Origin of the sequence: Bordetella genomosp. 2 (genome assembly GCF_002261345.1) — a bacterium.
Classification (GTDB): domain Bacteria; phylum Pseudomonadota; class Gammaproteobacteria; order Burkholderiales; family Burkholderiaceae_B; genus Bordetella_A.
Genome location: NZ_NEVT01000003.1, coordinates 1,097,354 through 1,123,988, shown reverse-complemented (window position 1 = coordinate 1,123,988; position 26,635 = coordinate 1,097,354). Strand labels below are relative to the sequence as shown.

At 70.4% G+C, this 26,635-nt stretch carries 18 protein-coding genes; 15 read left to right on the top strand and 3 right to left on the bottom strand.

What is annotated here, in order from left to right; translation table 11 throughout:
* The first annotated feature begins 33 nt into the window (after positions 1 to 33).
* From CAL24_RS07400 to CAL24_RS07345, 12 genes are all read left to right on the top strand, one after another.
* A complete protein-coding gene (locus tag CAL24_RS07400; RefSeq protein ID WP_094806237.1) occupies positions 34 to 2,382 on the top strand; it encodes an acyl-CoA dehydrogenase in 2,349 nt (782 codons plus the stop codon).
* Between the two features lie 22 nt (positions 2,383 to 2,404).
* Positions 2,405 to 3,694: an acetyl-CoA C-acetyltransferase gene (locus CAL24_RS07395; protein ID WP_094806236.1), complete on the top strand. Its 1,290-nt coding sequence runs from the start codon at positions 2,405 to 2,407 to the stop codon at positions 3,692 to 3,694.
* Positions 3,691 to 5,679 carry a 3-hydroxyacyl-CoA dehydrogenase NAD-binding domain-containing protein gene (locus CAL24_RS07390; RefSeq protein ID WP_094806234.1) on the top strand — a complete coding sequence of 663 codons (1,989 nt, stop codon included), beginning with the start codon at positions 3,691 to 3,693 and terminating at the stop codon, positions 5,677 to 5,679. The genes CAL24_RS07395 and CAL24_RS07390 overlap by 4 nt, the downstream gene beginning before the upstream one ends.
* Positions 5,680 to 5,738: 59 nt before the next feature.
* Positions 5,739 to 7,028 (top strand): OmpP1/FadL family transporter, encoded by a 1,290-nt coding sequence (locus CAL24_RS07385; RefSeq protein WP_170947038.1) that lies wholly within the window; start codon positions 5,739 to 5,741, stop codon positions 7,026 to 7,028.
* Between the two features lie 79 nt (positions 7,029 to 7,107).
* Positions 7,108 to 9,501, top strand: coding sequence for a 3-hydroxyacyl-CoA dehydrogenase/enoyl-CoA hydratase family protein (locus CAL24_RS07380; protein WP_094806232.1), 2,394 nt, complete (start codon positions 7,108 to 7,110; stop codon positions 9,499 to 9,501).
* A gap of 9 nt (positions 9,502 to 9,510) precedes the next feature.
* The gene (locus CAL24_RS07375) at positions 9,511 to 10,707 is read left to right on the top strand and encodes an acetyl-CoA C-acyltransferase (protein WP_094806230.1); all 1,197 of its coding nucleotides are present in this window, start codon (positions 9,511 to 9,513) and stop codon (positions 10,705 to 10,707) included.
* 5 nt (positions 10,708 to 10,712) lie between these two features.
* Positions 10,713 to 11,246, top strand: a complete 534-nt coding sequence (locus CAL24_RS07370) for a PaaI family thioesterase (protein WP_028353616.1) — start codon at positions 10,713 to 10,715, stop codon at positions 11,244 to 11,246.
* Positions 11,247 to 11,264: 18 nt separating this feature from the next.
* On the top strand, positions 11,265 to 12,935 hold the full coding sequence (locus tag CAL24_RS07365) for an AMP-binding protein (protein WP_094806228.1): 1,671 nt from the start codon (positions 11,265 to 11,267) through the stop codon (positions 12,933 to 12,935).
* Positions 12,936 to 12,944: 9 nt separating this feature from the next.
* Complete coding sequence (locus CAL24_RS07360) at positions 12,945 to 13,844, top strand: LysR substrate-binding domain-containing protein (protein ID WP_028353618.1); 900 nt, start codon at positions 12,945 to 12,947, stop codon at positions 13,842 to 13,844.
* Positions 13,845 to 13,956: 112 nt separating this feature from the next.
* Positions 13,957 to 14,958, top strand: a complete 1,002-nt coding sequence (locus CAL24_RS07355) for a tripartite tricarboxylate transporter substrate binding protein (protein ID WP_051439347.1) — start codon at positions 13,957 to 13,959, stop codon at positions 14,956 to 14,958.
* 34 nt (positions 14,959 to 14,992) lie between these two features.
* Positions 14,993 to 15,802, top strand: coding sequence for an enoyl-CoA hydratase/isomerase family protein (locus tag CAL24_RS07350; protein ID WP_094806226.1), 810 nt, complete (start codon positions 14,993 to 14,995; stop codon positions 15,800 to 15,802).
* A gap of 8 nt (positions 15,803 to 15,810) precedes the next feature.
* On the top strand, positions 15,811 to 17,910 hold the full coding sequence (locus CAL24_RS07345) for an acetate--CoA ligase family protein (RefSeq protein ID WP_094806224.1): 2,100 nt from the start codon (positions 15,811 to 15,813) through the stop codon (positions 17,908 to 17,910).
* 328 nt (positions 17,911 to 18,238) lie between these two features.
* Here the strand turns inward: CAL24_RS07345 and parC are convergent, their stop codons facing one another.
* Both parC and CAL24_RS07335 read right to left on the bottom strand, forming a co-directional pair.
* Positions 18,239 to 20,554 (bottom strand): DNA topoisomerase IV subunit A, encoded by a 2,316-nt coding sequence (gene parC / locus CAL24_RS07340; RefSeq protein ID WP_028354143.1) that lies wholly within the window; start codon positions 20,552 to 20,554, stop codon positions 18,239 to 18,241.
* A 49-nt stretch (positions 20,555 to 20,603) separates the two neighbouring features.
* On the bottom strand, positions 20,604 to 22,565 hold the full coding sequence (locus CAL24_RS07335) for a DNA topoisomerase IV subunit B (RefSeq protein ID WP_170947037.1): 1,962 nt from the start codon (positions 22,563 to 22,565) through the stop codon (positions 20,604 to 20,606).
* A 306-nt stretch (positions 22,566 to 22,871) separates the two neighbouring features.
* On the opposite strand from CAL24_RS07335, the gene trxA reads away from it, so the two are divergent.
* Both trxA and rho read left to right on the top strand, forming a co-directional pair.
* Positions 22,872 to 23,198: a thioredoxin TrxA gene (gene trxA / locus CAL24_RS07330; RefSeq protein ID WP_028354145.1), complete on the top strand. Its 327-nt coding sequence runs from the start codon at positions 22,872 to 22,874 to the stop codon at positions 23,196 to 23,198.
* Positions 23,199 to 23,319: 121 nt separating this feature from the next.
* Positions 23,320 to 24,576, top strand: a complete 1,257-nt coding sequence (rho, locus tag CAL24_RS07325; RefSeq protein WP_026638361.1) for a transcription termination factor Rho — start codon at positions 23,320 to 23,322, stop codon at positions 24,574 to 24,576.
* A gap of 179 nt (positions 24,577 to 24,755) precedes the next feature.
* Here the strand turns inward: rho and CAL24_RS07320 are convergent, their stop codons facing one another.
* Positions 24,756 to 25,370, bottom strand: a complete 615-nt coding sequence (locus CAL24_RS07320) for a CGNR zinc finger domain-containing protein (RefSeq protein ID WP_249278485.1) — start codon at positions 25,368 to 25,370, stop codon at positions 24,756 to 24,758.
* A gap of 72 nt (positions 25,371 to 25,442) precedes the next feature.
* Between CAL24_RS07320 and CAL24_RS07315 the strand changes: the two genes are divergently transcribed.
* Positions 25,443 to 26,615, top strand: a complete 1,173-nt coding sequence (locus CAL24_RS07315) for an epoxide hydrolase family protein (RefSeq protein ID WP_094806222.1) — start codon at positions 25,443 to 25,445, stop codon at positions 26,613 to 26,615.
* Positions 26,616 to 26,635: the final 20 nt, after the last annotated feature.

The following is a 26,635-nucleotide window of genomic DNA, read 5'->3' as shown; positions in this document are numbered from 1 at the left end:
GCCCGCGCACGCATATAACGGAGACAAGACGATATGAGCGGTTTCTTGCTTACGGTCGGCATCCTGGCGGTACTGGCCGCCATCCTGCTCGGCGTGCGGCCGGTACGGCGCGCGCTGCTGTCCCGGCCCCTGTTCAATGCCTATCGCAAGGTGCTGCCGCAAATGTCCGATACCGAGCGCGACGCGCTGGAGGCCGGCACCGTGTGGTGGGAAGGCGAGCTGTTCCGGGGCCGCCCCGACTGGGCCCGCCTGCTGGCCCTGCCGCGCCCGCGCCTGACCGAGGACGAACAGCGCTTCCTGGACAATGAAACCGAGCAGGCCTGCCGCCTGGTCGACGACTGGGACGTCACCCACAAGCGCTACGACTTGTCCGCCGAGACCTGGGACTACCTGAAGCGCAACGGCTTCCTGGGCATGATCATCCCGCGCGAGTACGGCGGCCTGGGCTTCTCGGCCTACGCGCATTCGCAAGTCGTCACCCGGCTGTCGACCCGCTCATCGGCGCTGGCCGTGTCGGTGATGGTGCCCAATTCGCTGGGGCCGGCCGAATTGCTGCTGCACTACGGCACCGAGGAGCAGAAGAACCATTATCTGCCGCGCCTGGCGCGCGGCGAGGAAGTGCCCGCCTTCGCGCTGACCAGCCCGTGGGCCGGCTCCGACGCGGCCGCCATCCCCGATCGCGGCATCGTCTGCAAGGGCCTCTGGCAAGGCCGCGAAGTGCTCGGCATGCGCGTCACCTGGGACAAGCGCTACATCACGCTGGCGCCGGTCTGCACGCTGCTGGGGCTGGCATTCCGGCTCTACGACCCGGACGGCCTGCTGGGCGGGCCGGCCGATGTGGGCATTACCTGCGCGCTGGTGCCGCACGACCACCCCGGCGTCGAAACGGGGCGCCGGCATTTCCCGCTGAATGCGATGTTCATGAACGGCCCGACGCGCGGCACCGATGTGTTCATGCCGCTGGACTTCATCATCGGCGGCCCGGCCATGGCCGGCCAGGGCTGGCGCATGCTGATGGAATGCCTGGCCGCCGGCCGCTCCATTTCGCTGCCCGCGTCGAATACCGGCATGTCGCAGCTGGCCGCGCGCGCCGTGGGCGCCTATGCCCGCGTGCGCAGCCAGTTCCGCACGCCGGTGGGCCGCTTCGAGGGCGTCGAGGAAGCGCTGGCGCGCATCGGCGGCCACACCTACCTGATGGATGCCGCGCGCGTCATGACCGCCGGCGCGGTGGACCTGGGCGAAAAGCCCTCGGTGGTATCGGCCATCGTCAAATACCACGTCACCGAACGCGCGCGCCAGGTGGTCAACGACGGCATGGATGTGATCGGCGGCAAGGGCATCTGCCTGGGACCGTCCAACTTCCTGGGCCGCGCCTACCAGCAGGTGCCGGTGGGCATCACGGTGGAAGGCGCCAACATCCTGACGCGCAGCCTGATCATCTTCGGCCAGGGCGCGATCCGCTGCCATCCCTATGTGCTGGCGGAAATGCGGGCCGCCGGCGACGCCGACGCGCAGCGCGGCCTGCACGCGTTCGACCGCGCATTCTGGCGCCATGTGGCGTTCGTGGCCGGCAACGCCCTGCGCGCCGCGGGCCATGCGCTGACCGGCGCGCGCCTGGCCCGCGCGCCGGCCGCCGCGGCGCCCGAGATGCGCCGCTATTACCGGCAGCTGAGCCGCTATTCATGCGCTTTCGCGTTGTTGTCCGACGCATCGATGGCGCTGCTCGGCGGCAGCCTCAAGCGCCGCGAACGCCTGTCGGCGCGGCTGGGCGACATTCTCTCGCAGATGTACCTGGCCTCGGCGGTGCTCAAGCGCTTCGAGGACGACGGCCGGCAGCCCGCCGACGCGCCGCTGGCGCACTGGGCGCTGCAGGACGCCCTGCTGCGCGCGCAGCAGGCTTTCGACGGCGTGCTGGAAAATCTGCCGAGCCGTGCCATGGCCTGGGCGCTGCGCCGCGTGGTGTTCCCCTGGGGCCAGCCTGAGCGCGCGCCCAGCGATGCTCTGGGCCAGCAGGTCGCGCGCCTGCTCACCGAGCCTGGCGCGGCACGCGATCGCCTGACCGCCAGCTGCCACCTGCCGGCCGGCGCCGACGAACCGGTCGGCGCGCTGGAGCAGGCCCTGGCCGCCACGCTGGCGGCCGAGCCGGCCGACGCGCGGCTGCGCGCCTACGAAAAGACCGGCGCGCTCGACGGCGACCCGCGCGCCAATGTGCGCGACCTGGCCGACGCGGCGTATGCGGCGGGCGGCATCGAACGCGCCGACTACGAGCTGATCAAGCGCCGCGACGCGCTGCGCGACCGGGTGATCCGCGTCGACGATTTTCCGTTTGATTTTGGCATCACCGGCGCGCTCCAGCCTGGCGCACAGCGCAAAGCAGCGTAGGATATCCCGCAAAGGAGCCCCCATGACACCTTCTCCCATCTATGTCGTGGACGGCGCGCGCAGCCCTTTCCTGAAGGCGCGCAACGCGCCCGGCCCGTTCTCGGCCGCCGATCTCGCGGTGCAGGCCGGACGCGCGCTGCTGCTGCGCCAGCCCTTCGCGCCCACCGACCTGGACGAGGTCATCATCGGCTGCGCGGCGCCCTCGCCCGACGAAGTCAACATCGGCCGCGTCATCGCGTTGCGGCTCGGCTGCGGCCATCGCGTGCCGGGCTGGACGGTCATGCGCAATTGCGCCTCGGGCATGCAGGCGCTCGATTCCGCCATGACCGATATCCAGACCGGGCGCGCCTCGCTGGTGCTGGCCGGCGGCGTGGATGCCCTGTCGCGCGCGCCGCTGCTGGTGTCCGACGCCATGACGCGCTGGCTGGCGCGCTGGTACGCCGCGCGCGGCGCTGGCCAGCGGCTGGCCGCGCTGCGCGGCTTTCCGTGGCGCGGCCTGGCGCCGGTCATCGGGCTGGTCAAAGGGCTGACCGACCCGGTGGTGGGCCTGTCGATGGGCCAGACCGCCGAGAACCTCGCCACGCGCTTCGGCATCGACCGCGCCGCGATGGACGCCTACTCGGCGCGCAGCCATGCGCGCGTGCTGGCCGCCCGCGCCGCCGGGGCGCTCGGCGAGATCGTGCCGCTGGTGGATGCCCGCGGCACCCTGTACGCCGAGGACGACGGCGTGCGCGACGACTCCACGCCGGAACGGCTCGCCAAGCTGCGGCCGGTGTTCGACAAGCCCTGGGGCAACATCACCGCCGGCAACAGCTCGCAAGTGACCGACGGCGCGGCCCTGCTGCTGCTAGCCTCGGAAGACGCCGTCCGGCGCTGGAACCTCCAACCGCTGGGACGCATCGTCGACGCGCAATGGGCGGGGCTCGACCCGGCCCAGATGGGCCTCGGCCCGGTGCATGCGGCCACGCCCATCCTGCAGCGCCACGGGCTGGCGCTGAACGATCCCGACTTGTGGGAAATCAACGAAGCCTTCGCCGCGCAAGTCCTGGGCTGCCTGGCGGCGTGGGAAGATGAAACGTACTGCCGCGAGCATCTGGGCACCGGCGCCTGGGGCTTGCTCGACCAGTCCCGGCTCAACGTCGATGGCGGCGCCATCGCGCTGGGCCATCCGGTCGGCGCCTCGGGCGCCCGCATCGTGCTGCACTTGCTGCAGGCGCTGCGGGCACGCGGCTTGCGGCGCGGCATGGCGGCTATCTGCATCGGCGGCGGCCAGGGCGGCGCCATGCTGGTCGAGACGGAGGCCACTCCATGAACACCGCAACGCCTCATGCCTGGCGCCACTGGCGGCTCGAACGCCATGCCGACGGGCTGGCCTGGCTCACGCTCGACCGGGCCGACGCCGCGGTCAATGCCCTGTCGGCCGAGGTCATGGCCGAATTCTCCGCCGTGCTCGACGCGCTGCAGGCCGATCCCCCGCAAGGGCTGGTGATCCGCTCCGGCAAGGCGGCCGGCTTCATCGCCGGCGCCGACGTCGACGAATTCTCCGAACTGCGCACGCCCGGGCAGGCCCGCGCGCTGGTCGAGCGCGGCTGGCACTTGTTCAATCGCCTGGCCGCCGTGCCCTATCCCACGCTGGCCCTGATCCGCGGCCACTGCCTGGGCGGCGGGCTGGAACTGGCCCTGGCCTGCCGCTACCGGCTGGCCGTCGACGAGCCCGGCACGTCGCTGGCGCTGCCCGAGGTCATGCTCGGCATCTTCCCGGGCTGGGGCGGCATGCGCCGCCTGCCGGCGCTGATCGGCCCGCCGGCGGCGCTCGACATGATGCTGACCGGCCGCCCGGCCGACGCGCGCAGGGCCGCGGCGCTGGGCCTGGTCGACGCGAAAGTGCCGCCGCGGCTGGCCGACGCGGCGGCCCGCGCCCAGGTGCGCTCGGGCAAGGCGCCGCGGCGCGCGCGCGGCCCGGCCGGCTGGCTGGACCTTTGGCCGCTCAAGCTGCTGGTCGAGCGGCGCGCGCTGCGCCAGGTCGCCGCCAAGGATCCGCAGGGCCACTATCCGGCCGCCGCGGCCATCGTCACGCTGTGGGCGCGCCATGGCGGCAATGCCTTGCGCGCGCCCGACATCGTCGACCGCATCCTCACCTCCGACACCGCGCGCAACCTGCTGCGCGTATTCCGGCTGCAGGAGCGCCTGAAGACCAACGGCAAGCCGGCCGCCGACGCCGCGCCGGTCAGGCACGTGCACGTGGTCGGCGCCGGCACCATGGGCGGCGACATCGCCGCCTGGTGCGCGCTGAAGGGCCTGGCCGTCACCCTGCAGGACCAGGACGCGGCGCGCATCGCGCCGGCCATCGGCCGCGCCGCCGACCTGTTCGCGCGCAAGCTCAAGGACCCGCGCGCCGCGCGGGCCGCCGCCGACCGGCTGACGCCCGATCCGGCCGGCGCCGGCGTGGCGCGCGCCGACGTGGTCATCGAGGCCATCACCGAACAGGCCGACGCCAAGCAGGCGCTCTACCGCGCCATCGAACCGCGCCTGAAGCCGGGCGCGCTGCTGGCCACCAATACATCGAGCCTGTCGCTGGCCACGCTGCGCCAGGGCCTGGCGCAGCCCGAACGGCTGGTCGGCATCCATTTCTTCAACCCCGTGGCCAAGATGCCGCTGGTCGAAGTCGTGCGGGCCGGCGCCGACGGCGGCGACGCGCAGGCGCGCGCCTGCGCCTTCGTCGGCCAGATCGGCAAGCTGCCGCTGCCGGTGCGGGACGCGCCGGGCTTCCTGGTCAACGCGGTGCTGGCCCCCTACCTGCTCGAGGCCATGCGCTGCGTCGACGAGGGGCTGGCGCCCGAGACCGTCGACCGCGCCATGACGGACTTCGGCATGCCCATGGGGCCGCTCGAACTGGCCGACACCGTCGGCCTGGACATCGCCATGGCGGCGGGCCGCCAGCTCACCGACCAGGCCGAGTCGCCGCGCTGCCTGTCCGAGCGCGTCGCGCGCAACGACCTGGGGCGCAAGACCGGCCGCGGTTTCTACGCGTGGCAAGGCGGCAAGCCCGGCAAGGGCCAGGCCGGCACGCCGCCGGCCGGCCTGGCGCTGCGCCTGGTGCGCCCGCTCATCGAACGCGCCCAGCAGCAGGTGCGCGACGGCGTGGTGGCCGACGCCGACCTGGCCGATGCCGGCGTGATCTTCGGCACCGGCTTCGCGCCCTTCACCGGCGGGCCGCTGCACTATCACGCCACGGCCAGCGCGCCCGCCGCCCGGACAACCGACCAGGCCGCGGCCACGCCGCCGGCCGCGCCATAAATCACAACACGCCATCGCAGCGAGACAAGCTTTTTCCCGCCTGAAGGAGGAGACACACCATGAAGAAAGCATCACTGGCATTGACTACCCTGTCCGCCGCGCTTGCGGCGGCGGGCACGGGCGCCGTCCATGCGGCGGGATTCCAGCTGCTCGAACAGAACGCCAGCGGCCTGGGCAATGCCTATGCCGGTTCGGCTGCTGTCGCCGAGAACGCCAGCACCATCTACTTCAATCCGGCGGGCATGACCTACCTGCCCGGCTTCAACGTGTCGGCCGGGGTCAACGCCATCTGGCCGTCGTTCAAGTTCCGCGACAACGGCAATAGCCGCAACCCGCTGGCGCTGGGCGGCGGCGCGCCCACCGGCGGCAACGGCGGCGATGCCGGCAACCTGGGCGTGGTGCCCAATGCATACTTCTCGTGGCAGCTCACGGAAAAATGGTTCGTCGGCGTCGGCGTGGGCGCGCCCTTCGGCCTGATGACCGAATACGACGACGACTGGGTCGGCCAATACCATTCCACCAAGTTCGACATCAAGACCATCAATATCAACCCGTCGGTGGCCTACAAGGTCAACGACCAGTTCTCGATGGGCTTCGGCCTCAACTACCAGTACATCGACGCGCAGTACACCAAGAAGGTGGTGGTGCCGGTCACGCCCATGGGGCCATTCCTGCCGGGCGACGCCGACCTGAACCTGGACGGCGATGCATGGGGATGGAATGCCGGCATCATGCTGCAGCCCACCGAGGACACCCGCATCGGCCTGTCGTACCGGTCCAAGATCAAGCACAAGGCCAAGGGCGACACGGACATCGACGGGTTCGCGCCGGGCCGCTCGCTGTCGTACGACGCCAAGGCCTCGGTCGACCTGCCCGATACGCTGATCCTGAGCGCCGCGCACCAGCTGAACGAGCGCTGGGAGCTGCTGGCCGATGTGTCGTGGACCGGCTGGAGCAGCATCCAGGAACTGAAGATCAAGAACGACGGCGGCCCCACCGACACGCTGCCGCTCGAGTTCCGCGACAGCTGGCGGGTCGCGCTGGGCGCCAACTACCAGTTCGCGCCCAAATGGAAATGGCGCTTCGGCGTGGCCTGGGACCAGTCCCCCGTGCACAACCCGTCCGACCGGCCCACCTCGCTGCCCGACACCGACCGCTGGTGGTTCTCGACGGGGGTACAGTATCAGGCAAGCAAGGACACCCGCATCGACGTCGGCTACACCTACCTCTATCTGCGCGATACCGACATCGACACCGACTCGGGCAGCGCGCTCACCAAGGGGCGCGTCGCCGGCGATTACCGCAGCAAGGGGAACATCCTGGGCATCCAGGTGTCCACCCGGTTCTGACGGCCGCATCGGGCACACCCGCGGCGCAGGCCGCGGCCGCTGGCCCGGCCGCGCGCCCGCCGCCCTCAAGGAGACCATTTTGAGCAGCAAGTTCATCGTCAAACACGCCGCCGTGCTCGGCGCCGGCGTCATGGGCGCGCAGATCGCCGCGCACCTGGCCAATGCCGGCGTGCCAGTGACCCTGTTCGACCTGACCGCCAAGGAAGGCGAACGCAACGCCATCGCCAACAAGGCGCTGGCCGGCCTGAAGAAGCTCGAGCCCGCGCCGCTGGCCAGCCCGTCGCGCCTGGACCTGATCACGCCGGCCAACTACGACGACCATCTCGACCGCCTGCCCGGCTGCGACCTGGTGATCGAGGCTATCGCCGAGCGCATGGACTGGAAGACGGCGCTCTACGAACGCATCGCGCCGCACGTCGGGGCGGACGCCATCGTGGCCTCCAATACCTCCGGCCTGTCGATCGGCGAACTGGCCGATGCCCTGCCCGCCGCGCTGCGCCCGCGCTTCTGCGGGGTGCACTTCTTCAACCCGCCGCGCTACATGCGGCTGGTGGAGCTGATCGCCACGCCGCACACCCGGCCCGCCGTGCTCGACGACCTGGAAAGCTGGCTGACCACGCGGCTGGGCAAGGGCGTGGTGCGCGCGCTGGATACGCCGAATTTCATCGCCAACCGCATCGGCGTGTTCTCCATCCTGGCGGCGCTGCACCATACCGAGCGCCTGGGCCTGGGCTTCGACGAAGTCGACGCCCTGACCGGCCCGAAGATCGGCCGGCCCAAGAGCGCCACCTACCGCACGGCGGATGTGGTCGGCCTGGACACGCTGGCCCACGTGGTGGGCACCATGCGCGACAAGCTGCCGGACGACCCCTGGCATGCGCATTTCCGCTTGCCCGCCTGGCTCGACGCCCTGATCGCGCGCGGCGCGCTGGGCCAGAAAAGCGGCGCGGGCGTATATCGCAAGGTCGGCAAGGAGATCCGCGTGCTGGACCCGGCCGCCGGCGACTACCGTCCCGCGGCCGGCGCGGTGGCCGACGAGGTCGAGGCCATCCTGAAGCAGCGCGACCCGGCGCAGCGCTTTGCCGCGCTGCGCGCCAGCGCGCACCCGCAGGCGCAGTTCCTGTGGAGCCTGTTCCGCGACATCTTCCACTACAGCGCGTTCCAGCTCGAGCACATCGCCGGCAACGCGCGCGACCTGGACCTGGCCATGCGCTGGGGCTTCGGCTGGTCGCAGGGGCCGTTCGAGACCTGGCAGGCCGCCGGCTGGCAGGCCATTGCCGCCGCCGTCTCCGAGGACATCGCCGCCGGCCGCGCCATGAGCGGCGCGCCGTTGCCGGCCTGGGCGCGCGAAGACAGCCGCACCGGCGTGCACGGCGAACAAGGCTCGTACTCGCCGCGCACCGGCCAGCCGCAGCCGCGCTCGACGCTGCCGGTCTACGCCCGCCAGCTGTTCCCCGAACGCGTGGCCGGCGAGGCCGCGGCCGCGCACGGCGCGACGCTATGGGAAAACGACGGCGTGCGCCTGTGGCACCTGCCGGAGGTCGATGCCGGCATCGGCATCCTGTCGTTCACCTCCAAGATGCACACGATCGGCGCCGAGGTGCTGGACGGCGTCATGCAAGCGGTCGCCCACAGCGAGCGCGAGCTCGACGCCCTGGTGCTGTGGCATGAAGCCCCGTTCGCGGTGGGCGCCAACCTCGCGCAGGTGGCGCAAGCCTGCGCCGCCGGCCAGTTCGACCTGCTGGAAGCCACGGTCGAGAAATTCCAGCGCGCCTCGCTGGCGCTGCGCTACGCGCGCGTGCCCACGGTGGCTGCCGTGCAAGGCATGGCGCTGGGCGGCGGCTGCGAGTTCCTGATGCACTGCAGCCACCGCGTGCTGGCGCTGGAAAGCTACGTCGGCCTGGTCGAGGCCGGGGTCGGCCTAGTGCCGGCCGGCGGGGGCAGCAAGGCGCTGGCCGTGCGCGCCGCCGCCCTGGCCGCCACCACCGCCACGCCGGCCGAAGTCTTCCCGTACCTGCAGCCGGTGTTCCAGAACATCGCCACCGCGCAGGTCGCCAAGAGCGCCCTGCACGCCATCGACATGGGCTACGCGCAAGCCGGCGACCCGGTGGTGTTCCATCCCGACGAATTGCTGTGGGTGGCCCTGCGCCAGGCGCGCGCGGCGGCCGACGCCGGCCACGCGCCGCCGCTCCGCGCGCGCGCGGTGCCGGTGGCGGGGCGCACCGGCATCGCCAATTTCGACATGGTGCTGGTGAACATGCGCGAGGGCGGCATGATCAGCGCGCACGATTACCGGGTCGCGCATGCCGCGGCGGTGGCGTTGTGCGGCGGCGAGGTCGAGGCCGGCACACGCGTCGACGAGGAATGGCTGCTGGCGGTGGAGCGCCGCGAGTTCGTGGCGCTGCTGCGCACGCCCGAGACGCAGGCGCGCATCCGCCACACCCTGGAAACCGGCAAACCGCTGCGCAATTGAGGAACCAAGATGAGCAAACAGATCCAGGACGCCTATATCGTGGCCGCCACCCGCCTGCCGGTGGGCAAGCGCAACGGCATCTATGCCGCCACGCGGCCCGACGACATGCTGGCCGCGGCGCTGCGCGCCGCGCTGGCGCAGGTGCCGGCGCTGGACCCGGCGCGCGTCGAGGACGTGATCGCCGGCTGCGCCATGCCTGAAGCCGAACAAGGCATGAACGTGGCGCGCATGAGCCTGCTGCTGGCGGGCCTGCCGGACAACGTGCCCGGCGTGACGGTCAACCGCTTTTGCGCCTCGGGCCTGCAGGCGGTGGCCGACGCGGCGGCGCGCATCCGCCTGGGCGCGGCCGACGTGATGATCGCCGCCGGCACCGAATCCATGAGCGCCATGCCGCAGATCATGGGCAACAAGGTCGCCATCAACTCCGCCATCTTCGCCGGCGATGAACACCTCGGCATGGCCTACGGCATGGGCCTGACCGGCGAGAAAGTCGCGGCCCGATGGAACATCTCGCGCGAGGACCAGGATGCCTTCGCCCTGGCGTCGCACCAGAAGGCCTGCGCCGCCATCGCCGCCGGCCATTTCGACGCGGAGATAACCCCTTATACCGTGGTGTCGCACCTGCCGGGCGAGGCGGGCGCCGTACGCACCGCCGAGCGCCTGGCCGAGCGCGACGAAGGCCCGCGCCCCGACACCAGCGCGGAAGCGCTGGCCAAGCTGCGCCCGGTCTTCGCTGCGCGCGGCTCGGTCACCGCCGGCAACAGTTCGCAGATGTCCGACGGCGCGGCGGCCGTGGTGCTGGTGTCCGAACGGGTCGTGCGCGAGCTCGACCTGGCGCCGCTGGCGCGCTTCGCCGGCTTCGCGGTGGCCGGCGTGCCGCCGGAGATCATGGGCATCGGCCCCAAGCTGGCCATTCCCAAGGCGCTGGCCGCCGCCGGCATCGCGCAGCAAGATCTCGACTGGATCGAACTGAACGAAGCCTTCGCCGCGCAGTCCCTGGCCGTCATCCGCGACCTGCAGCTCGACTCCGCCAAGGTCAATCCGCTGGGCGGCGCGATTGCGCTCGGACACCCGCTGGGCGCCACCGGCGCGATCCGCACCGCGACGGTGGTGCACGGCCTGCGCCGCACCGGCGGCAGGTACGGCATGGTCACCATGTGCGTGGGCACCGGCATGGGCGCGGCGGGCATCTTCGAGGCGCTATAGCCGCCGTGAAGCCATACTGGTTCCAGAAGCTGCCGCCCAGGTGGCGGGCCCGGCTGATGCGCGCCGGGTTCAACCTGCACCCGGCGTTCCGGGCCACCGGCGGACGGGTCATGCACGTTGCGCCGGACTTCACGCATCTGCGCATCAAGCTGCCGCTGGTCCGGCGCACGCGCAACATCGTCGGCTCGATGTACGGCGGCTCGCTGTTCGCGGTGACCGACGGCGCCCATCCCACGCTGCTGATGTCGGCGCTGGGGTCGGGCGCCATCGTGTGGGACAAGGCGGCCACCATCCGCTATCGCAAGCCGGCCTACCGCACGCTGTACGCCGACTTCCGCATCGACCGCGCCGACATCGCCGCCATACGCGCCGAACTGGCGCACCGGCACGAGACCACCCGGGTGTACGTGGTCGAGCTCAAGGACCGCGAGGGCGTGGTGTACGCCGTGGTCGAGCGCACGGTGTACATCGCCGACAAGCAGTTCTACAAGAACAAGGCCCGGGCTGGCGACGCCGCAGGCGCGCCGCCAGGGCCCTGAGGAGACCGAGCAAACAATATGGAACGGATCTGGCTCGACAGTTATCCGCCCGGCGTGCCCGCCGAGATCGACACCTCGCCGTACGATTCGCTGCTGACCGTGCTGGACGACAGTTGCCGGCGCTTCGCGAACCTGCCGGCATACATCAGCATGGGCGCCACGCTCAGCTACGCGCAGCTGGATCGCCTGTCGCGCGATTTCGCGGCATGGCTGCAAGCGCGCGGCGTGCGGCGGGGCGACCGGGTCGCGCTCATGCTGCCCAACCTGCTGCAGTATCCGGTGTGCCTGTTCGGCGCGCTGCGCGCGGGCTGCGCCGTGGTCAACTGCAATCCGCTCTACACCGCTCATGAACTGGCCCACCAGCTGGCGGACGCCGGCGCCGAGACCATCGTCATCGCCGAGAACTTCGCCCACACCTTGCAGCGCGCGCTGCCGCAGACGCCGCTGCGGCACATCGTGACCACCTCGGTGGGCGAGCTGCTGGGGCCGCTGAAAGGACGCGCGGTGGATTTCGCGGTGCGGCACATCAAGCGCAAGGTGCCCGCCTGGTCGCTGCCGGGCGCGGTGCCGCTGGGCCGGGCGCTGGCCGCCGGCCATCGGCTGCCCTGGCAGGCGCCGGCGCTGACGCGGGCCGATCCGGCCTTCCTGCAGTACACCGGCGGCACCACCGGCGTGGCCAAGGCGGCGGTGCTGAGCCACGGCAACATGCTGGCCAACCTGTGCCAGGCGCACGCCTGGGTGCGCGACCTGGTGCGCGAAGGCGAGGAATGCGTCGTCACGGCGCTGCCGCTCTACCATGTGTTCGCGCTGACCGCCAATTGCCTGGTCTTCCTCAAGCTGGGCGCGCGCAACCTGCTGATCGCCGACCCGCGCGACCTGCCGGCTTTCATCAAGGCCTTGCGCAAGACGCCGTTCAGCGCCATCACCGGCGTCAACACGCTGTTCTGCGCGCTCTTGAACCAGCCCGGCTTCGCGCGGCTGGATTTCTCCCGGCTGCGCCTGACCATGGGCGGCGGCATGGCCGTGCAGCGCGCCGTGGCGCAGCGCTGGCGCGAGACCACCGGCGTGACGCTGGCCCAGGCCTACGGGCTGACCGAAACCGCCCCGGCCGTCACCATCAACCCGCTGGATGCGCCGGAATTCACCGGCTCCATCGGCCTGCCCGTGCCCTCTACCGAGCTGTCGGTGCGCGACGACGACGGCCGCGAGCTGCCGGTGGGCGAGACGGGCGAACTGTGCGTGCGCGGCCCGCAGGTCATGGCGGGCTACTGGAACCGTCCGGACGAAACCGCCCTGGCCTTCTATCCCGACGGCTTCCTGCGCACCGGCGACATGGGCTACGTGGACGAGCGCGGCTATGTGTTCCTGGTGGACCGCAAGAAAGACCTGATACTGGTGTCGGGCTTCAACGTATACCCCAACGAGGTCGAGGACGTCGCGGCGCTGCACCCGGGCGTGCGCGAAGTGGCGGCGGTGGGCGTGCCCGACGCGCGCTCGGGCGAGGCCGTCAAGCTGTTCGTCATCCGCCGCGACCCGGCGCTGGATGCCCAGGCCCTGATCGCGCACTGCCGCGCCCACCTGACCGGCTACAAGGTGCCGCGCCACGTCGAGTTCCGCGATGAGCTGCCGCGCTCGCCGGTGGGCAAGATCCTGCGGCGCGAACTGAAGGCAGCCCCCGCCGGCGATTAGAATCGCCCCATGAAACGCGTTCCCGTCCCGCTGAACCCCCTGCGCGCCTTCGAGGCCGCGGCGCGCCTGCTCAGTTTCACCCGGGCGGCCGAGGAGCTGAACGTCACCCAGGTCGCCATCAGCCGCCAGGTGCGGGTGCTGGAAGGCTACCTGGGCGTGGAACTGTTCAGGCGCGGCCCGCGCTCCATCGAGCTCACCGACGCGGGCGCCCGCCTCTACCCCGCGGTCGGCCGCGCCTTCGATGAAATCTCGCACGCGGCCGCGCTGGTCAGCCGCCGCAACCGCCCCGACGTGCTGGCCATCCAGGCCTACACCACCTTCGCGCAGCATGGCCTGATTCCGCTGTTGTCGCGCTTTCACGAAAAACACCCGGGCATCGAAGTCCGCCTGTCCGCGTCGACCCAGGCGGTCGATTTCGCGCACCGCGACCTGGATGCTGCGATCCGCTCCGGCACCGGCGCCTGGCCCGACTACGAAAGCGACTTCCTGGCCCCCATCGAATTGCTGCCGGTCATCAGCCCGAGCCTGTTGAAAACGGTGGGCAACCTGCGCGGCCCGGGCGACTTGCGGCGCGTGACGCTGCTGCATTCGCTGGCGCGGCCGGACGACTGGTCGGCCTGGCTGGCGGCGGCCGGCCGCGGCGATGGCGGCCTGCGCGTGCTGAAATTCGAGAACTCCGCCATGGCCTACGAAGCCGCCATCCAGGGCGTGGGCTGCGCCATCGGCATCCGCGCGCTGGTCGGGCGCTACCTGGATTCGGGCGCGCTGGTGGCGCCCTTCGCCCTGACGCATACGCTGCCGGGCGGCTACTACCTGGTGCGACCCCGCGGGCGGCGCGAATCCCCGGCGCTGCGCATCTTCCGCGCCTGGCTGTTGCAGACGCTGGCGCAGGCCCGAGCCCAACAATAAGTCAGTCTGGGGCGGACAAATTGTTGATTGTCCGCCCCGCCCCGGCCGTCTCACAATTTCGCTGCAGTTCCGCCTCCCGACGGAACGCTGACGAAAAATCCTGGAGACAGCCATGCCGCTTTTCCCTTCCCCCGACCGGACGCGCCGCGCGCCGCGGCTGCTGGCCGGCGTGCTGGCCGCCGCCGCCGTGGCGCTGGGCAGCCATCCCGCGCGGGCCGCATTTCCCGAACGCCCCGTCACGCTGGTGGTGCCCTTCGCGCCCGGCGGCGGCACCGACATCGTCTCGCGCGTGCTGGCCGAAGGCATGGGCCGGGACCTGGGCCAGACCGTCATCGTCGAGAACCGCCCCGGCGCCGGCACGGTGATCGGCACCCAGTTCGTCGCGCGCAGCGAACCCGACGGCTATACGCTGGTCATGGCCACCTTCGCCCACGCGGTCAACCCGTCGCTGCACAAGAACCTGCCGTACGACACCGAGCGCGCCTTCACCCCGGTCGCGCTGGTGGCGCACTCGCCCAATGTGCTGGTGGTCAATCCACAATCGCCGTTCCACAGTGTCCAGGACTTGCTCGACGAGGCGCGCGCCAAGCCCGGCACGCTCAACTATGGGTCGTTCGGCAACGGCACCTCGGCGCACCTGGCCGGCGAGCTGTTCAAGAACCTGGCCAAGGTCGACCTGGTGCACGTGCCCTATAAGGGCAGCGCGCCGGCGCTGAACGACCTGATGGGCGGGCAGATCCAGCTCATGTTCACCACCGTGGCGAGCGTCGCGTCCCACATCAAGAGCGGCAAGCTGCGCGCGCTGGCGGTCACGTCGGCAGAGCGCTCGAAAGCCTTCCCCGACCTGCCCACCGTGGCCGAGGCGGGCGTGCCGGGCTACCAGGCGGAAAGCTGGTATGGCGTGTATGCGCCGGCCGGCACGCCGGAAGCCGCGGTGCAGCGGCTGCACACGGCCATCGCCCACGCGGTGCGCACCCCGGCCTTCCAGGAACGCGTGGCCGAAGAGGGCTTGGTGGTGGACGCCGGCCCGCCGCAGCAATTGTCCAGCTACGTCAAAGCCGAGGAGCAGCGCTGGAGCCAAGTGGTGCGCGACGCCCATCTGCAGCAGAACTGACCTTCCATCCTATCCCCTGTCATCCGGATCGACCATGTCCCCTATTGAGCCCCCGTCTACCGCCGCCATCCTGCTCAGCGTGGAGGACGGCATCGGCGTGCTGACGCTGAACCGTCCCGCCGTGCGCAATGCCATCGACGACGCCATGCGCGGCGAACTGCTGGAGGCGCTCGACCGCGCCGCGCGCGACCCGGCGATACGCGCGCTGGTCGTCACCGGCGCTGGCCCGGCCTTCTGCGCCGGCGGCGACATCAAGGGCATGCAGGCGCGCCTGGACGCCCCGGCCGGCGAAGTCGCCTTCAACGGCTGGACGCGCCAGCAGCGCACGCATCATGCCGTGACCGCGCTGTTCAAGCTGCCCAAGCCCACCATCGCCGCCGTCAACGGCGCCGCCGCCGGGCTGGGCTGCGACATGGCGCTGTCGTGCGATTTCGTCATCGCGGCCGACAGCGCGCATCTGTCGATGACGTATATCCACCGGGGCCTGATTCCCGACGGCGGCGGCATGTATTTCCTGCCGCGCCGGGTGGGCCTGGCGCGCGCCAAGGAGCTGATCTTCTCCGGCCGGCGCGTGGCGGCCGACGAAGCGCTGGCGCTGGGCATGATCGACCGCGTCGCCACGGCCGATACGCTGCTGGCCCAGGCGCGCGCCTGGGCGGCCGAACTGTCGCACGGCTCGCCGACGGCGCTGGCGCTGTCCAAGACCATGCTGAACCAGACGTTCGAGCTGAGCGCCGAGCAATCGTTCGCCATGAGCAGCCAGGCCCAGGCGGTCTGCTACACCACGACCGAACACCGCGCCTCGGTGGCGGCGTTCCTGGCCAAGACCGCGGCCAAGAGGTAGGCAAGACCATGCGACAGCTCGATTCCCTGCTGCGGCCGCGCAGCGTGGCCGTGATCGGCGCCTCGTCGGAGTCCGCCAAGACCGCCGGCCGCCCGATCGCCTATTTGCAGAAGCACGGCTACGCAGGCCGGATCTATCCGGTGAACCCGCGCAGCGAGACGATCGCCGGCCTGCCCTGCTATGCCGATGTGGCGTCCCTGCCCGAAGCACCCGACGTGGGCCTGGTGCTGCTGGGCGCCGCGCGCGCGGCGCAGGCCGTGCGGGACTTGGCCGGGCGCGGCGCCGGCGCGGCCATCGTGCTGGCCAGCGGCTTCCAGGAAACCGGCGCCGCCGGCGCGGAACGGCAGCGTGCGCTGCGCGAGGCCGCCGGCGACATGCCGCTGCTGGGACCCAATACCATCGGCCTGGTCAACCTGACCGACGGCATCACGCTGTCGGCCAGCGGCGCGCTGGAAATGGACGACCTGCAGCGCGGCTCGATCGCCGTCGTGTCGCAGAGCGGCGGCGTGCTGGGGGCCATGCTGTCGCGCGCCGCCAGCCGCGGCATCGGCTTCTCGAAACTGGTCTCGACCGGCAACGAGGCCGACCTGGATGTGGCCGACCTGGTCGAGAGCCTGCTGGACGACCCGGCCACCGCCGTCATCGCGCTGTATATCGAAGGCCTGCGCAAGCCGGCCGCCTTCCGCGCCGCAGCCGTGCGCGCGGCGCGGCTGGGCAAGCCGCTGGTCGTGTTCAAGGTGGGCCGGTCGGAATCCGGCGCGCGCTCGGCGGTGTCGCATACCGGCGCGCTGGCCGGCGCCGACCGCATGTACGACGCGCTGTTCGCGCAATGCGGCGTGATTCGCGCCCAGACTTTCGCCGACCTGCTGGACATTCCGGCGGCGCTGGCCACCGGCCGGCGGCTGGCGGGCCGGCGCATCGCCATCCTGACCTCCACCGGCGGCGCCGGCACGCTGGTGGCCGACAGTTGCGGCCTGGCCGGCCTGGACACGCCCGCCCCCGATGGCGCGACCGCGGCGCGGCTGGACGCGCTGGAAAGCGGCGGCGACGCCGTGCTGAGCCGCAATCCGATCGACCTGACCCTGGCCGGGCTCAAGCCCGAGCTGCTGCGCGGCGCGCTCGGCGCACTGCTGGCCAGCCCGGGCTACGACGGCGCGGTGGTCATCGCCGGATCGTCGTCGCTGCAGCATCCCGGGCTGGTGTCCGGCGCCGTGCGCGATTGCCTGCGGGACAGCGACAAGCCCGTGCTGGTCTACGTCAGCCCGCATGCGCCGCACATCGTGGCGGACCTGAACCGCCAGGGCATTCCTGCCTTCGCGGCGCCCGAGAGCTGCGCGTCGGCATTCGCCGCCATGCTGGCGCGCCGCGCGGCGCCCGCCGCCACGCCGGCCTGCGGCGCGCCCGCCGATGACGCCGCGCGGCGGGAAGCCGGCGCCCAGGCGCGCGCCCTGCCCGCCGGCCCATTGCACGAGGCCGACAGCAAGGCGCTGTTCGCGCGCTTCGGTGTCCCCACCGTGCGCGAAGCCATCGCCGCCACGCCGGCCGAGGCGGGCCCGGCCGCCGCGGCGCTGGGCGAACGCGTGGTGATCAAGGCGCTGTCGCGGCAACTGGCGCACAAGAGCGACATCGGCGGCGTCGCGGTCGGCGTGCCGGCGGCCGAGGTCGAGGCGCGCGGCCAGGCCATGCTGCAGGCCGTGCGCGCCGCCACCGATGCGCCCATCGAGGGTCTGCTGGTCCAGGAAATGGTGCGCGGCGGCGTGGAGATGATCCTGGGCCTGCACCACGACCCGCAACTGGGCCCCGCGATACTGCTGGGCATGGGCGGGGTCGCCGCCGAGCTGTTCGACGACACCGCGCTGCGCCTGCTGCCGCTGACGCGGGCCGACGCCGAGGCCATGGTGCGCGAATTGAAGACCCGCGCGCTGCTCGAAGGCTACCGGGGCGCGCCGCGCGCCGACATCCCGGCCCTGGTCGACGCCATCCTGGCCTTTGCCCACATGGCGGAGGAACTCGGGGACAAACTGGCCGAAGCGGAGATCAACCCGCTGTTCGTGCTGCCCGAGGGCCAGGGAGTCAAGGCGGCGGACGGCGTGGCGATCCTGCGCTGAAGGCGCAGGCGCCTGGGGGCCAGGCGTCCGGAGTCAGGTGTCTGACACCCCCCGAGACACCCGGGGCAAGCCGCTATCGCGGCATAGGGGTGTCAGACACCTATCACGTAGGCAGGCGACCAGGCGTCCGGAGCCAGGTGTCTGACACCCCCGAGACACCCGGGGCAAGCCGCTATCGCGGCATAGGGGTGTCAGACACCTATCACGTAGGCGGGCGACCAGGCGTCCGGAGTCAGGTGTCTGACACCCCCGAGACACCCGGGGCAAGCCACGCGTGCCGCATGAGGGTGTCAGACACCTATCGCGAGACCCCTAGCGCGCGGTTCCCTCACAGTACCGGCGACAGCACCGGCTGCTTGGGCCGCACGTCCAGCGCGCGGCCCTTGCGGGCGCGCTTGCCTACGTAGGCCTCGAGCGCCGCGCCGGCCAGGATGTCCTCGGTCGGCTTGTTGCGGTAGATGCCGGCGGCGCGCAGGCCGGCCGGCCCCACGGGCACGGTCTGGGCCAGCTTGTCGGCGGCGTCCAGGCCGATCAGGATGGTGCCGCGGCCGCCGCCCGCCAGCGTCTTGACCTCGTCCAGCCCGAACACCAGGAACTTGCCCTTGGCCGACAGCAGCGCCAGCTGCCGCGCGCCCTCGAACAGCGGCACCGGCCGCAGCAGGGCATCGCCCTGTTCGAGCGTGATGAACTGCTTGCCGCCGCGCTGGCGCGACACCATGTCGCCCAGGCGCGTCGCGAAGCCGAAGCCGCGCTGGGTGGCCAGCAGCCAGCGCGTATCGGCCGCCGCGGCGATGCTGTGCACGATGCGCGTGCCCGGCTCCAGGTCGATCATGGTGGTGACCGGCTGCCCGTCGCCGCGCGCCGACGGCAGGCCCGCGACGGCCACCGAATAGACGCGGCCGTTGTCGCCCACCGCGATCAGCGTGTCGGTGGTGCGGCACTCGAACGCGCCGTACAGGTCGTCGCCCTGCTTGAAGCCGAATTGCGAGGCATCGTGGCCGTGTCCCTGGCGGGCGCGCAGCCAGCCCTTCTGCGACACGATGACGGTCACCGGCTCGTCCAGCACCTTGGTCTCGAGCACCGCGCGCTCGGCGGTCTCGATGAGCGTGCGGCGCTCGTCGCCGTACTGCTTGGCGTCGGCTTCGATCTCCTTGATCAGCAGGCGCTTGAGCGAGGCGGGGTTGTCCAGCAGCTCCTGCAGGCGCGCCTGCTCGTCGCGCTTGTCGGCCAATTCCTGCTCGATCTTGATGCCTTCCAGGCGTGCCAGCTGGCGCAGCCGCATTTCCAGGATGTCCTCGGCCTGGCGCTCGGACAGCTTGAAGCGCTGCATCAGCGCGGCCTTGGGCTCGTCGGACTCGCGGATGGTCTGGATGACCTCGTCGACGTTCAGGTACACCACCATGCGCCCTTCCAGCACATGGATGCGGTCGATGACCTTGTCCAGGCGGTGGCGGGTGCGGCGCACCACGGTGTCGGTGCGGAACGCCAGCCATTCGGTGAGGATGTCGCGCAGCCCCTTCTGGCGCGGCCGGCCGTCGGTGCCGATGCACACCAGGTTGACCGGCACGCTGCTTTCCATGCTGGTCTGGGCCAGCAGCGTGTTGACGAACTCGTCGCGGTCCACGCGCGAGGTCTTGGGCTCGAACACCAGGCGCACGGCGGCATCCTTGCCCGATTCGTCGCGCACCGCGTCCAGCAGGTTCAGCATGACCGCCTTGCCCTGCTGCTGGTCGGTCGTCAGGCTCTTCTTGCCGGCCTTGACCTTGGGGTTGGTGATTTCCTCGATCTCTTCCAACACCTTCTGGCACGACGTGCCCGGCGGCAGCTCGTGAACCACCAGTTGCCACTGGCCGCGCGCCAGTTCCTCGAACTGCCAGCGCGCCCGCGCCTTCAGCGAGCCGCGCCCGCCGGCGTAGATCTGCGCGATGTCGGCCGCCGGCGTGATGATCTGACCGCCGCCGGCGAAATCCGGCCCCGGCACCATGGCGTACAAGTCCTCGTCCGGCAGCTTGGGCTGCTTGAGCAGCGCCACGCAGGCCTGCGCGATCTCGCGCAGGTTGTGCGACGGGATCTCGGTGGCCATGCCCACCGCGATGCCGGAGGCGCCGTTCAGCAGCATCACCGGCAGGCGCGCCGGCAGCATCTGCGGTTCTTGCTGGCTGCCGTCGTAGTTGGGCGCGAAATCGACCGTGCCCTCGTCGAGCTCGTCCAGCAGCAGGCGCGAGAACGGCGTCAGGCGCGCCTCGGTGTAGCGCATCGCCGCGGCGTTGTCGCCGTCGCGCGAGCCGAAATTGCCGTGGCCGTCGATCAGCGGATAGCGCAGGGAGAAATCCTGCGCCATGCGCACCATGGCGTCGTAGGCTGCCTGGTCGCCGTGCGGATGGTACTTGCCCAGCACGTCGCCGACCACGCGGGCCGATTTCACCGGCTTGGCGCCGGGGCCCAGGCCCATGTCCTGCATGGCATAGAGAATGCGGCGCTGCACCGGCTTCTGGCCGTCGCCCACATCGGGCAGGGCGCGGCCGCGCACCACGGAAACGGCGTAGTCCAGGTAAGCCTGCTCGGCGTAGCGGGCCAGCGTGATGGCCTCGTCGGCCTCGCCGGCGGCCTCGTCGAACAGGCCGGGTTGATTGCTGTCGGTCATGTGTCTAAGCGGTTGCGTGTACTGTCAGGGAGCCGGCCCGGGGCGCGGCTCAGATGTCGAGTTCGGCCAGGTTGCCCTTTTCTTCGATCCAGGCGCGGCGCTGCGACGATTCGCCCTTGCCCATCAGCATGTCGAACATGCGGGTGGTGTCCTCGGGCGTCAGGCTTCCGTAGCCGACGGGCAACAGGCGGCGGGTGTCCGGGTTCATGGTGGTTTCCCACAGCTGCTCCGGGTTCATCTCGCCCAGGCCCTTGAAGCGGCTGATGCTCCAGGCGCCCTCGCGCACCCCTTCCTTGCGCAGCTTGTCCTGCGCGGCTTCGAGCTCGCCCTGGTCCAGGCAGTAGATCTTGCGCGCCGGGCGCTTGCCCTGGGCCGGCACGTCCAGCCGGAACAGCGGCGGCTTGGCCACGTAGACGTGGCCGGCCTCGACCAGCTTGGGGAAATGCCGGTAGAACAGCGTCAGCAGCAGCACCTGGATGTGCGAGCCGTCGACATCGGCGTCCGACAGGATGCAGATGCGGCCATAGCGCAGCCCGGAGAGGTCGGGCGTGTCGTTCGGGCCGTGCGGGTCGACCCCGATGGCCACGGCGATGTCGTGGATTTCGTTGTTGGCGAACAGGCGGTCGCGGTCGACCTCCCAGGAATTGAGCACCTTGCCGCGCAGCGGCAGGATGGCCTGGAATTCCTTGTCGCGGCCCATCTTGGCGGACCCGCCGGCCGAGTCGCCCTCGACCAGGAAGACCTCGGTGCGGCTGGCGTCGGAGGATTCGCAGTCGGTCAGCTTGCCGGGCAGCACCGCCACCCCCGAGCTCTTGCGCTTCTCGACCTTCTGGGCCGAGCGCGCGCGCGCCTGGGCCTGGCGGATGGCCAGCTCGGCAAGCTTCTTGCCGTATTCGACATTGCTGTGCAGCCACAGGTCGAGCGCGCTCTTCGAGAAGCCGCCCACCAGGCGCACGGCGTCGCGGCTGTTGAGCCGTTCCTTGATTTGTCCCTGGAATTGCGGGTCGAGCACCTTGGCCGACAGCACGAAACTGGCGCGGGCGAACACGTCTTCCGGCAGCAGCTTGACTCCCTTGGGCAGCAGGCCGTGCAGCTCGGCGAAGCCCTTGACGGCGCCGTACAGGCCCTCGCGCAGGCCCGACTCGTGCGTGCCGCCGGCCGGGGTGGGGATGAGGTTGACGTAGGACTCGCGCACGGCGTTGCCGTCTTCGGTCCAGGCCACCACCCACTGCGCGCCCTCGCCGTCGGCGAAGGTTTCGTGGTCCGCGCCGGCGTACTGCTGGCCCTCGAAGAAAGGCACCATCAGCTCGGCGCCGGCCAGGGCCTCGGCCAGGTAGCCGCGCAGGCCGTCTTCATACTGCCAGCTCTTGGTGTCGCCGGTTTTCTCGACGGTCAGGCTGACCTTCACGCCCGGCAGCAGCACCGCCTTGCTGCGTAGCAGGTGGGTCAGCTCGCCCAGGGGGATCTGCGCGCTGTCGAAATATTTGGGATCGGGCCAGACCCGCACCCGGGTACCGGACTTCTTGCGGCCTGCCTCGGGATACGGGGCCAGGGGCTCGGCCACGTCGCCGCCCTTGAAGACCAGGCGGTTGGAACCGCCATCGCGCCAGACCACGACCTCGAGCCGCGTGGCCAGCGCATTGGTGACCGACACGCCCACGCCGTGCAGGCCGCCCGAGAACGCATACGCCCCGCCGCCCTGCTTGTCGAACTTGCCGCCGGCATGCAGGCGGGTGAAGACCAGTTCGACCACCGGCGCCTTCTCTTCGGGGTGCAGGCCGACCGGGATGCCCCGGCCGTCGTCCTCGACCGAGATGCTGGCGTCGGCATGCAGGGTGACCTGGATCTGCTTGCCGTAGCCGGCCAGCGCCTCGTCCGCGGCGTTGTCGATGACCTCTTGCACGACGTGCAGCGGATTTTCGGTGCGGGTGTACATGCCCGGGCGCTGGCGCACCGGCTCCAGGCCCTTCAGGACCCGGATGGAGGCTTCGGTGTAACGTGGTGTAGCCAAGTTATCCCCAACATCTGTGGAAAAAAACCGACATTTTAAGGACAAGTCCAGATTCTGCGCGGCCCGAGGTGGGATGCGCACGACCTGACCAGCCCCGAATTCGGTACGATGACAAATCTGGCGGCCCGGAGGCGGCGGCGCCGGCAAGCGCCGGCCCCTGCTCCCCGGGCCGCGTCGCCAATCCTACACAAAACCGGCAAACCCTGTTGTTATCAACAGTGGTATGCTTAACCCTTACCAACCTATCAGTAGAACAAAACGGCAGGGCCGCAAGGTGTGACCCATGCTGCTGAACCGAGAATCACCATGAGCGAGCAAATCAAGAACGTCAGCGACGCCAGCTTCGATGCCGATGTGATCAAGTCCAGCCAGCCCGTGCTGGTCGACTACTGGGCCGCCTGGTGTGGCCCCTGCAAGATGATCGCGCCGATCCTCGAAGAGGTCGCCACCGAATACGCCGGCCGCCTGACGGTCGCCAAGCTCAACGTCGACGAAAACCAGGGCACCGCCGCCAAGTACGGCATCCGCGGCATTCCCACCCTGATGCTCTTCAAGGACGGGCAGGCCGCCGCCACCAAGGTGGGCGCCCTGTCGAAGTCGCAACTGACCGCTTTCCTGGACGGCGCGCTGTAACGTTGTAAACTACGCGCTGTAAACCACACGCACGCGCCGGCGCCGCCGGCGCCTTTGTACCGCGCGGGCCCGTCCGTGGCCCGCCGCCAGAGCCCTTCTCTACTTTCCCCCTTTCACCGCGATGCACCTCAATGAACTGAAGGCGCTGCACGTCTCGCAGTTGCTGGAAATGGCCGCCGGCCTGGAAATCGAAAACGCCAACCGCTTGCGCAAGCAAGAGCTGATGTTCGCCATCATGAAGCGGCGCGCCAAGCAGGGCGAACAGATTTTCGGCGATGGCGTGCTGGAAGTCCTGCCCGACGGCTTTGGGTTCCTGCGTTCGCCCGAAACCTCGTACCTGGCCAGCACCGACGACATCTACATTTCGCCGTCGCAGATCCGCCGCTTCAACCTGCACACCGGCGACTCCATCGAAGGCGAGGTGCGCACGCCCAAGGACGGCGAACGCTACTTCGCCCTGGTCAAGGTCGACAAGGTCAACGGCGTGGCGCCCGAGGCGATCAAGCATCGCATCATGTTCGAGAACCTGACGCCGCTGCATCCCAACCAGCCGCTGCGCCTGGAACGCGACATCAAGAGCGAAGAAAACCTGACCGGCCGGATCATGGACATCTTCGCCCCCATCGGCAAGGGCCAGCGGGGCCTGATCGTGGCCAGCCCCAAGTCGGGCAAGACGGTGATGATGCAGCACATCGCCCACGCCATCACCACCAACTACCCCGACGCCGTCATGATCGTCCTGCTGGTCGACGAGCGCCCCGAGGAAGTCACCGAGATGCAGCGCACCGTGCGCGGCGAAGTGGTCGCCTCCACCTTCGACGAGCCGGCCACCCGCCACGTGCAGGTCGCCGAAATGGTCATCGAGAAGGCCAAGCGCCTGGTCGAGATGAAGAAAGACGTGGTGATCCTGCTGGACTCCATCACCCGCCTGGCCCGTGCCTACAACACCGTGGTGCCGGCCTCGGGCAAGGTGCTCACCGGCGGCGTCGACGCCAACGCCCTGCAGCGTCCCAAGCGCTTCTTCGGCGCGGCGCGCAACCTCGAGGAAGGCGGCTCGCTCACCATCCTGGGCACCGCGCTGATCGAGACCGGCAGCCGCATGGACGAGGTCATCTACGAAGAATTCAAGGGCACCGGCAACTCCGAAGTGCACCTCGAACGGCGCCTGGCCGAGAAGCGCGTCTATCCGGCCATCAACCTGAACAAGTCCGGCACGCGCCGCGAAGAACTGCTGATCAAGCCCGAGCTGCTGCAGAAGGTGTGGGTGCTGCGCAAGTTCATCCACGACATGGACGAAGTCCAGTCGATGGAATTCATCCTGGACAAGATGCGCGCCACCAAGACCAATGCCGAATTCTTCGAGATGATGAAGAAGTAGGGTCCCCCCCCGGAGCGCTGCGCGCTTCCCCCCCAGGGGGGGCGACGCTGCGGACCGGCGGAGCCGGATCCGCGCGTCCCCGATCGTGGGATACCCGGTCATGCCTTGCCAGGTGTCAGACACCTCGCAGAGGTGTCTGACACCTGCACCATTCGCACCACCTCCCTCCTTGTCCCGGCTCAATGTCCGGCGTCCTCCCCGGCCGGCTTGTCGCGCCGATTGGCATTGAAGCGCGCTTTCTTCTGGCGATTTCCGCATGTGTTCATGTCGCACCATCTGCGGGTGCGGCTTTGGCTCGTGTCGAAGAAGGCGGCCCGGCAGGTCGGCGAGGCGCACAAGGCCAGTTTTCCGTCCCGCTCGCCGGCGATGATGCCGATCGCATCGGCGGCGATCACGCTCAGGGCATCTTCCACGCGACGTGGCGGGCCGAGCCGCCATTGCCGTTGGCCCTCGGGCGTCAGGATCGCGGCGGCCCGGCCCCGCGCGCTGCACGCATTGATGACCTGGATGGCGGACGCGGGCAGGGCGTGTCCCATCGCGGCCGCGGTCGCGGCGGCGTGGATCGCCTCCCGCAGCTCGCGGGCGAGCCCGAGCTGGGCAGCGCTGCAGGAATCCACCGCCAAGCCGTACACGGCCAGCCAGTCGATCAGGCGGCGCGGCGTGGGGATGCGCTCCACGGCGTTGCCCTGGCGCTCTGTCAGGGTTCCCGTGAAGCTGGTCGCCAGCACGCTGCCGAGGCGAAAACCGGGGAACCCGGCACGCAGGGAGCCGCCGGGCTTGATTGACGTTGTCATGGCGCACATGTTAGAACCATCTTAGCCGGTTCACAATAGCCATGGCCGGCACCCCGATAGCCCGGAGGTCCCATGCCCTATTCAAGCAGCGACATACAAGCGTTCGAAGCCCGCGCAAGCGAGGCCGATCTCGACGATCTGCGCGCGCGCCTGGCCGCGGCGCGGCTGCCGGAAGCCGAGACGGTCCATCGCGCCCCGCCCGGCCCGCGCCGCTGGGACCAGGGCGTCCCGCTCGCCGACCTCGCCGGCCTGGTGGACTACTGGCGCACCGGGTACGACTGGCGGCCGTTCGAGGCGCGCCTCGAACGGATCGGCCAATTCCGCACCACCATCGACGGCCTGGGCATCCACTTCCTGCACCGCCGGTCCGGGCGCGCGGACGCCACTCCCCTGATCCTGACGCACGGCTGGCCGGGCAGCGTTGCCGAGTTCGCCGATGTCATCGACGAACTGGCGGACCCGCCGGATGCCGGCGCCCCGGCATTCCATGTCGTGGCGCCATCGCTGCCGGGCTTCGGCTACAGCGACAAGCCGGCCACCACCGGCTGGGGCACCGAAAAGATCGCCGCCGCATGGGTGGAACTGATGGGCAGGCTCGGCTACGACCGCTTCCTCGCCCACGGCGGCGACTGGGGCGGGGTGATCACGACCATCCTCGGCGGCCGGTTTCCGGCGCATGTGCTCGGCATCCACTCGACGCTGGCGCAGGCGCCGCCCGGACTGCCCCTGGACGGGCTGACGGCGGCCGAACGCCAATGGGCCGAGGAAACCCGCCACTTCTGGCGCTACCGCGCGGCGTATGCGAAGCAGCAGGCCACCCGGCCGCAGACCATCGGCTACTCGCTGGTCGACTCGCCGGTCGGGCTGCTTGCCTGGATCCTCGACAAGTTCGCCGAATGGACGGACACCGAAGACAGCCCATTCGAGACGATTTCCAAAGACCGCATTCTTGACGACGTCACCTTGTACTGGCTGACCCGCACCGGCGCATCCGCGGCCCGCATCTACTACGAAAGCCACGACTCGCTCGACCCCGCGCTGCGGGTCGACGTCCCGGCGGCCATCAGCATCTATCCCCGCGACATCGAAAAATGCCCGCGCCCGTGGGCGCAAGCGCGGTACCGCCGGATCGTCCGATGGGGCACGCCCGCAAGCGGTGGGCACTTTCCGTCGCTGGAGGTCCCGGGGCCTTTCGTCCAGGACCTGCGGGCAGGCCTCGCGGCGGTGCTGGCCGCCCAACGGTAAGCGGCCCGCGGCGGCCGGGC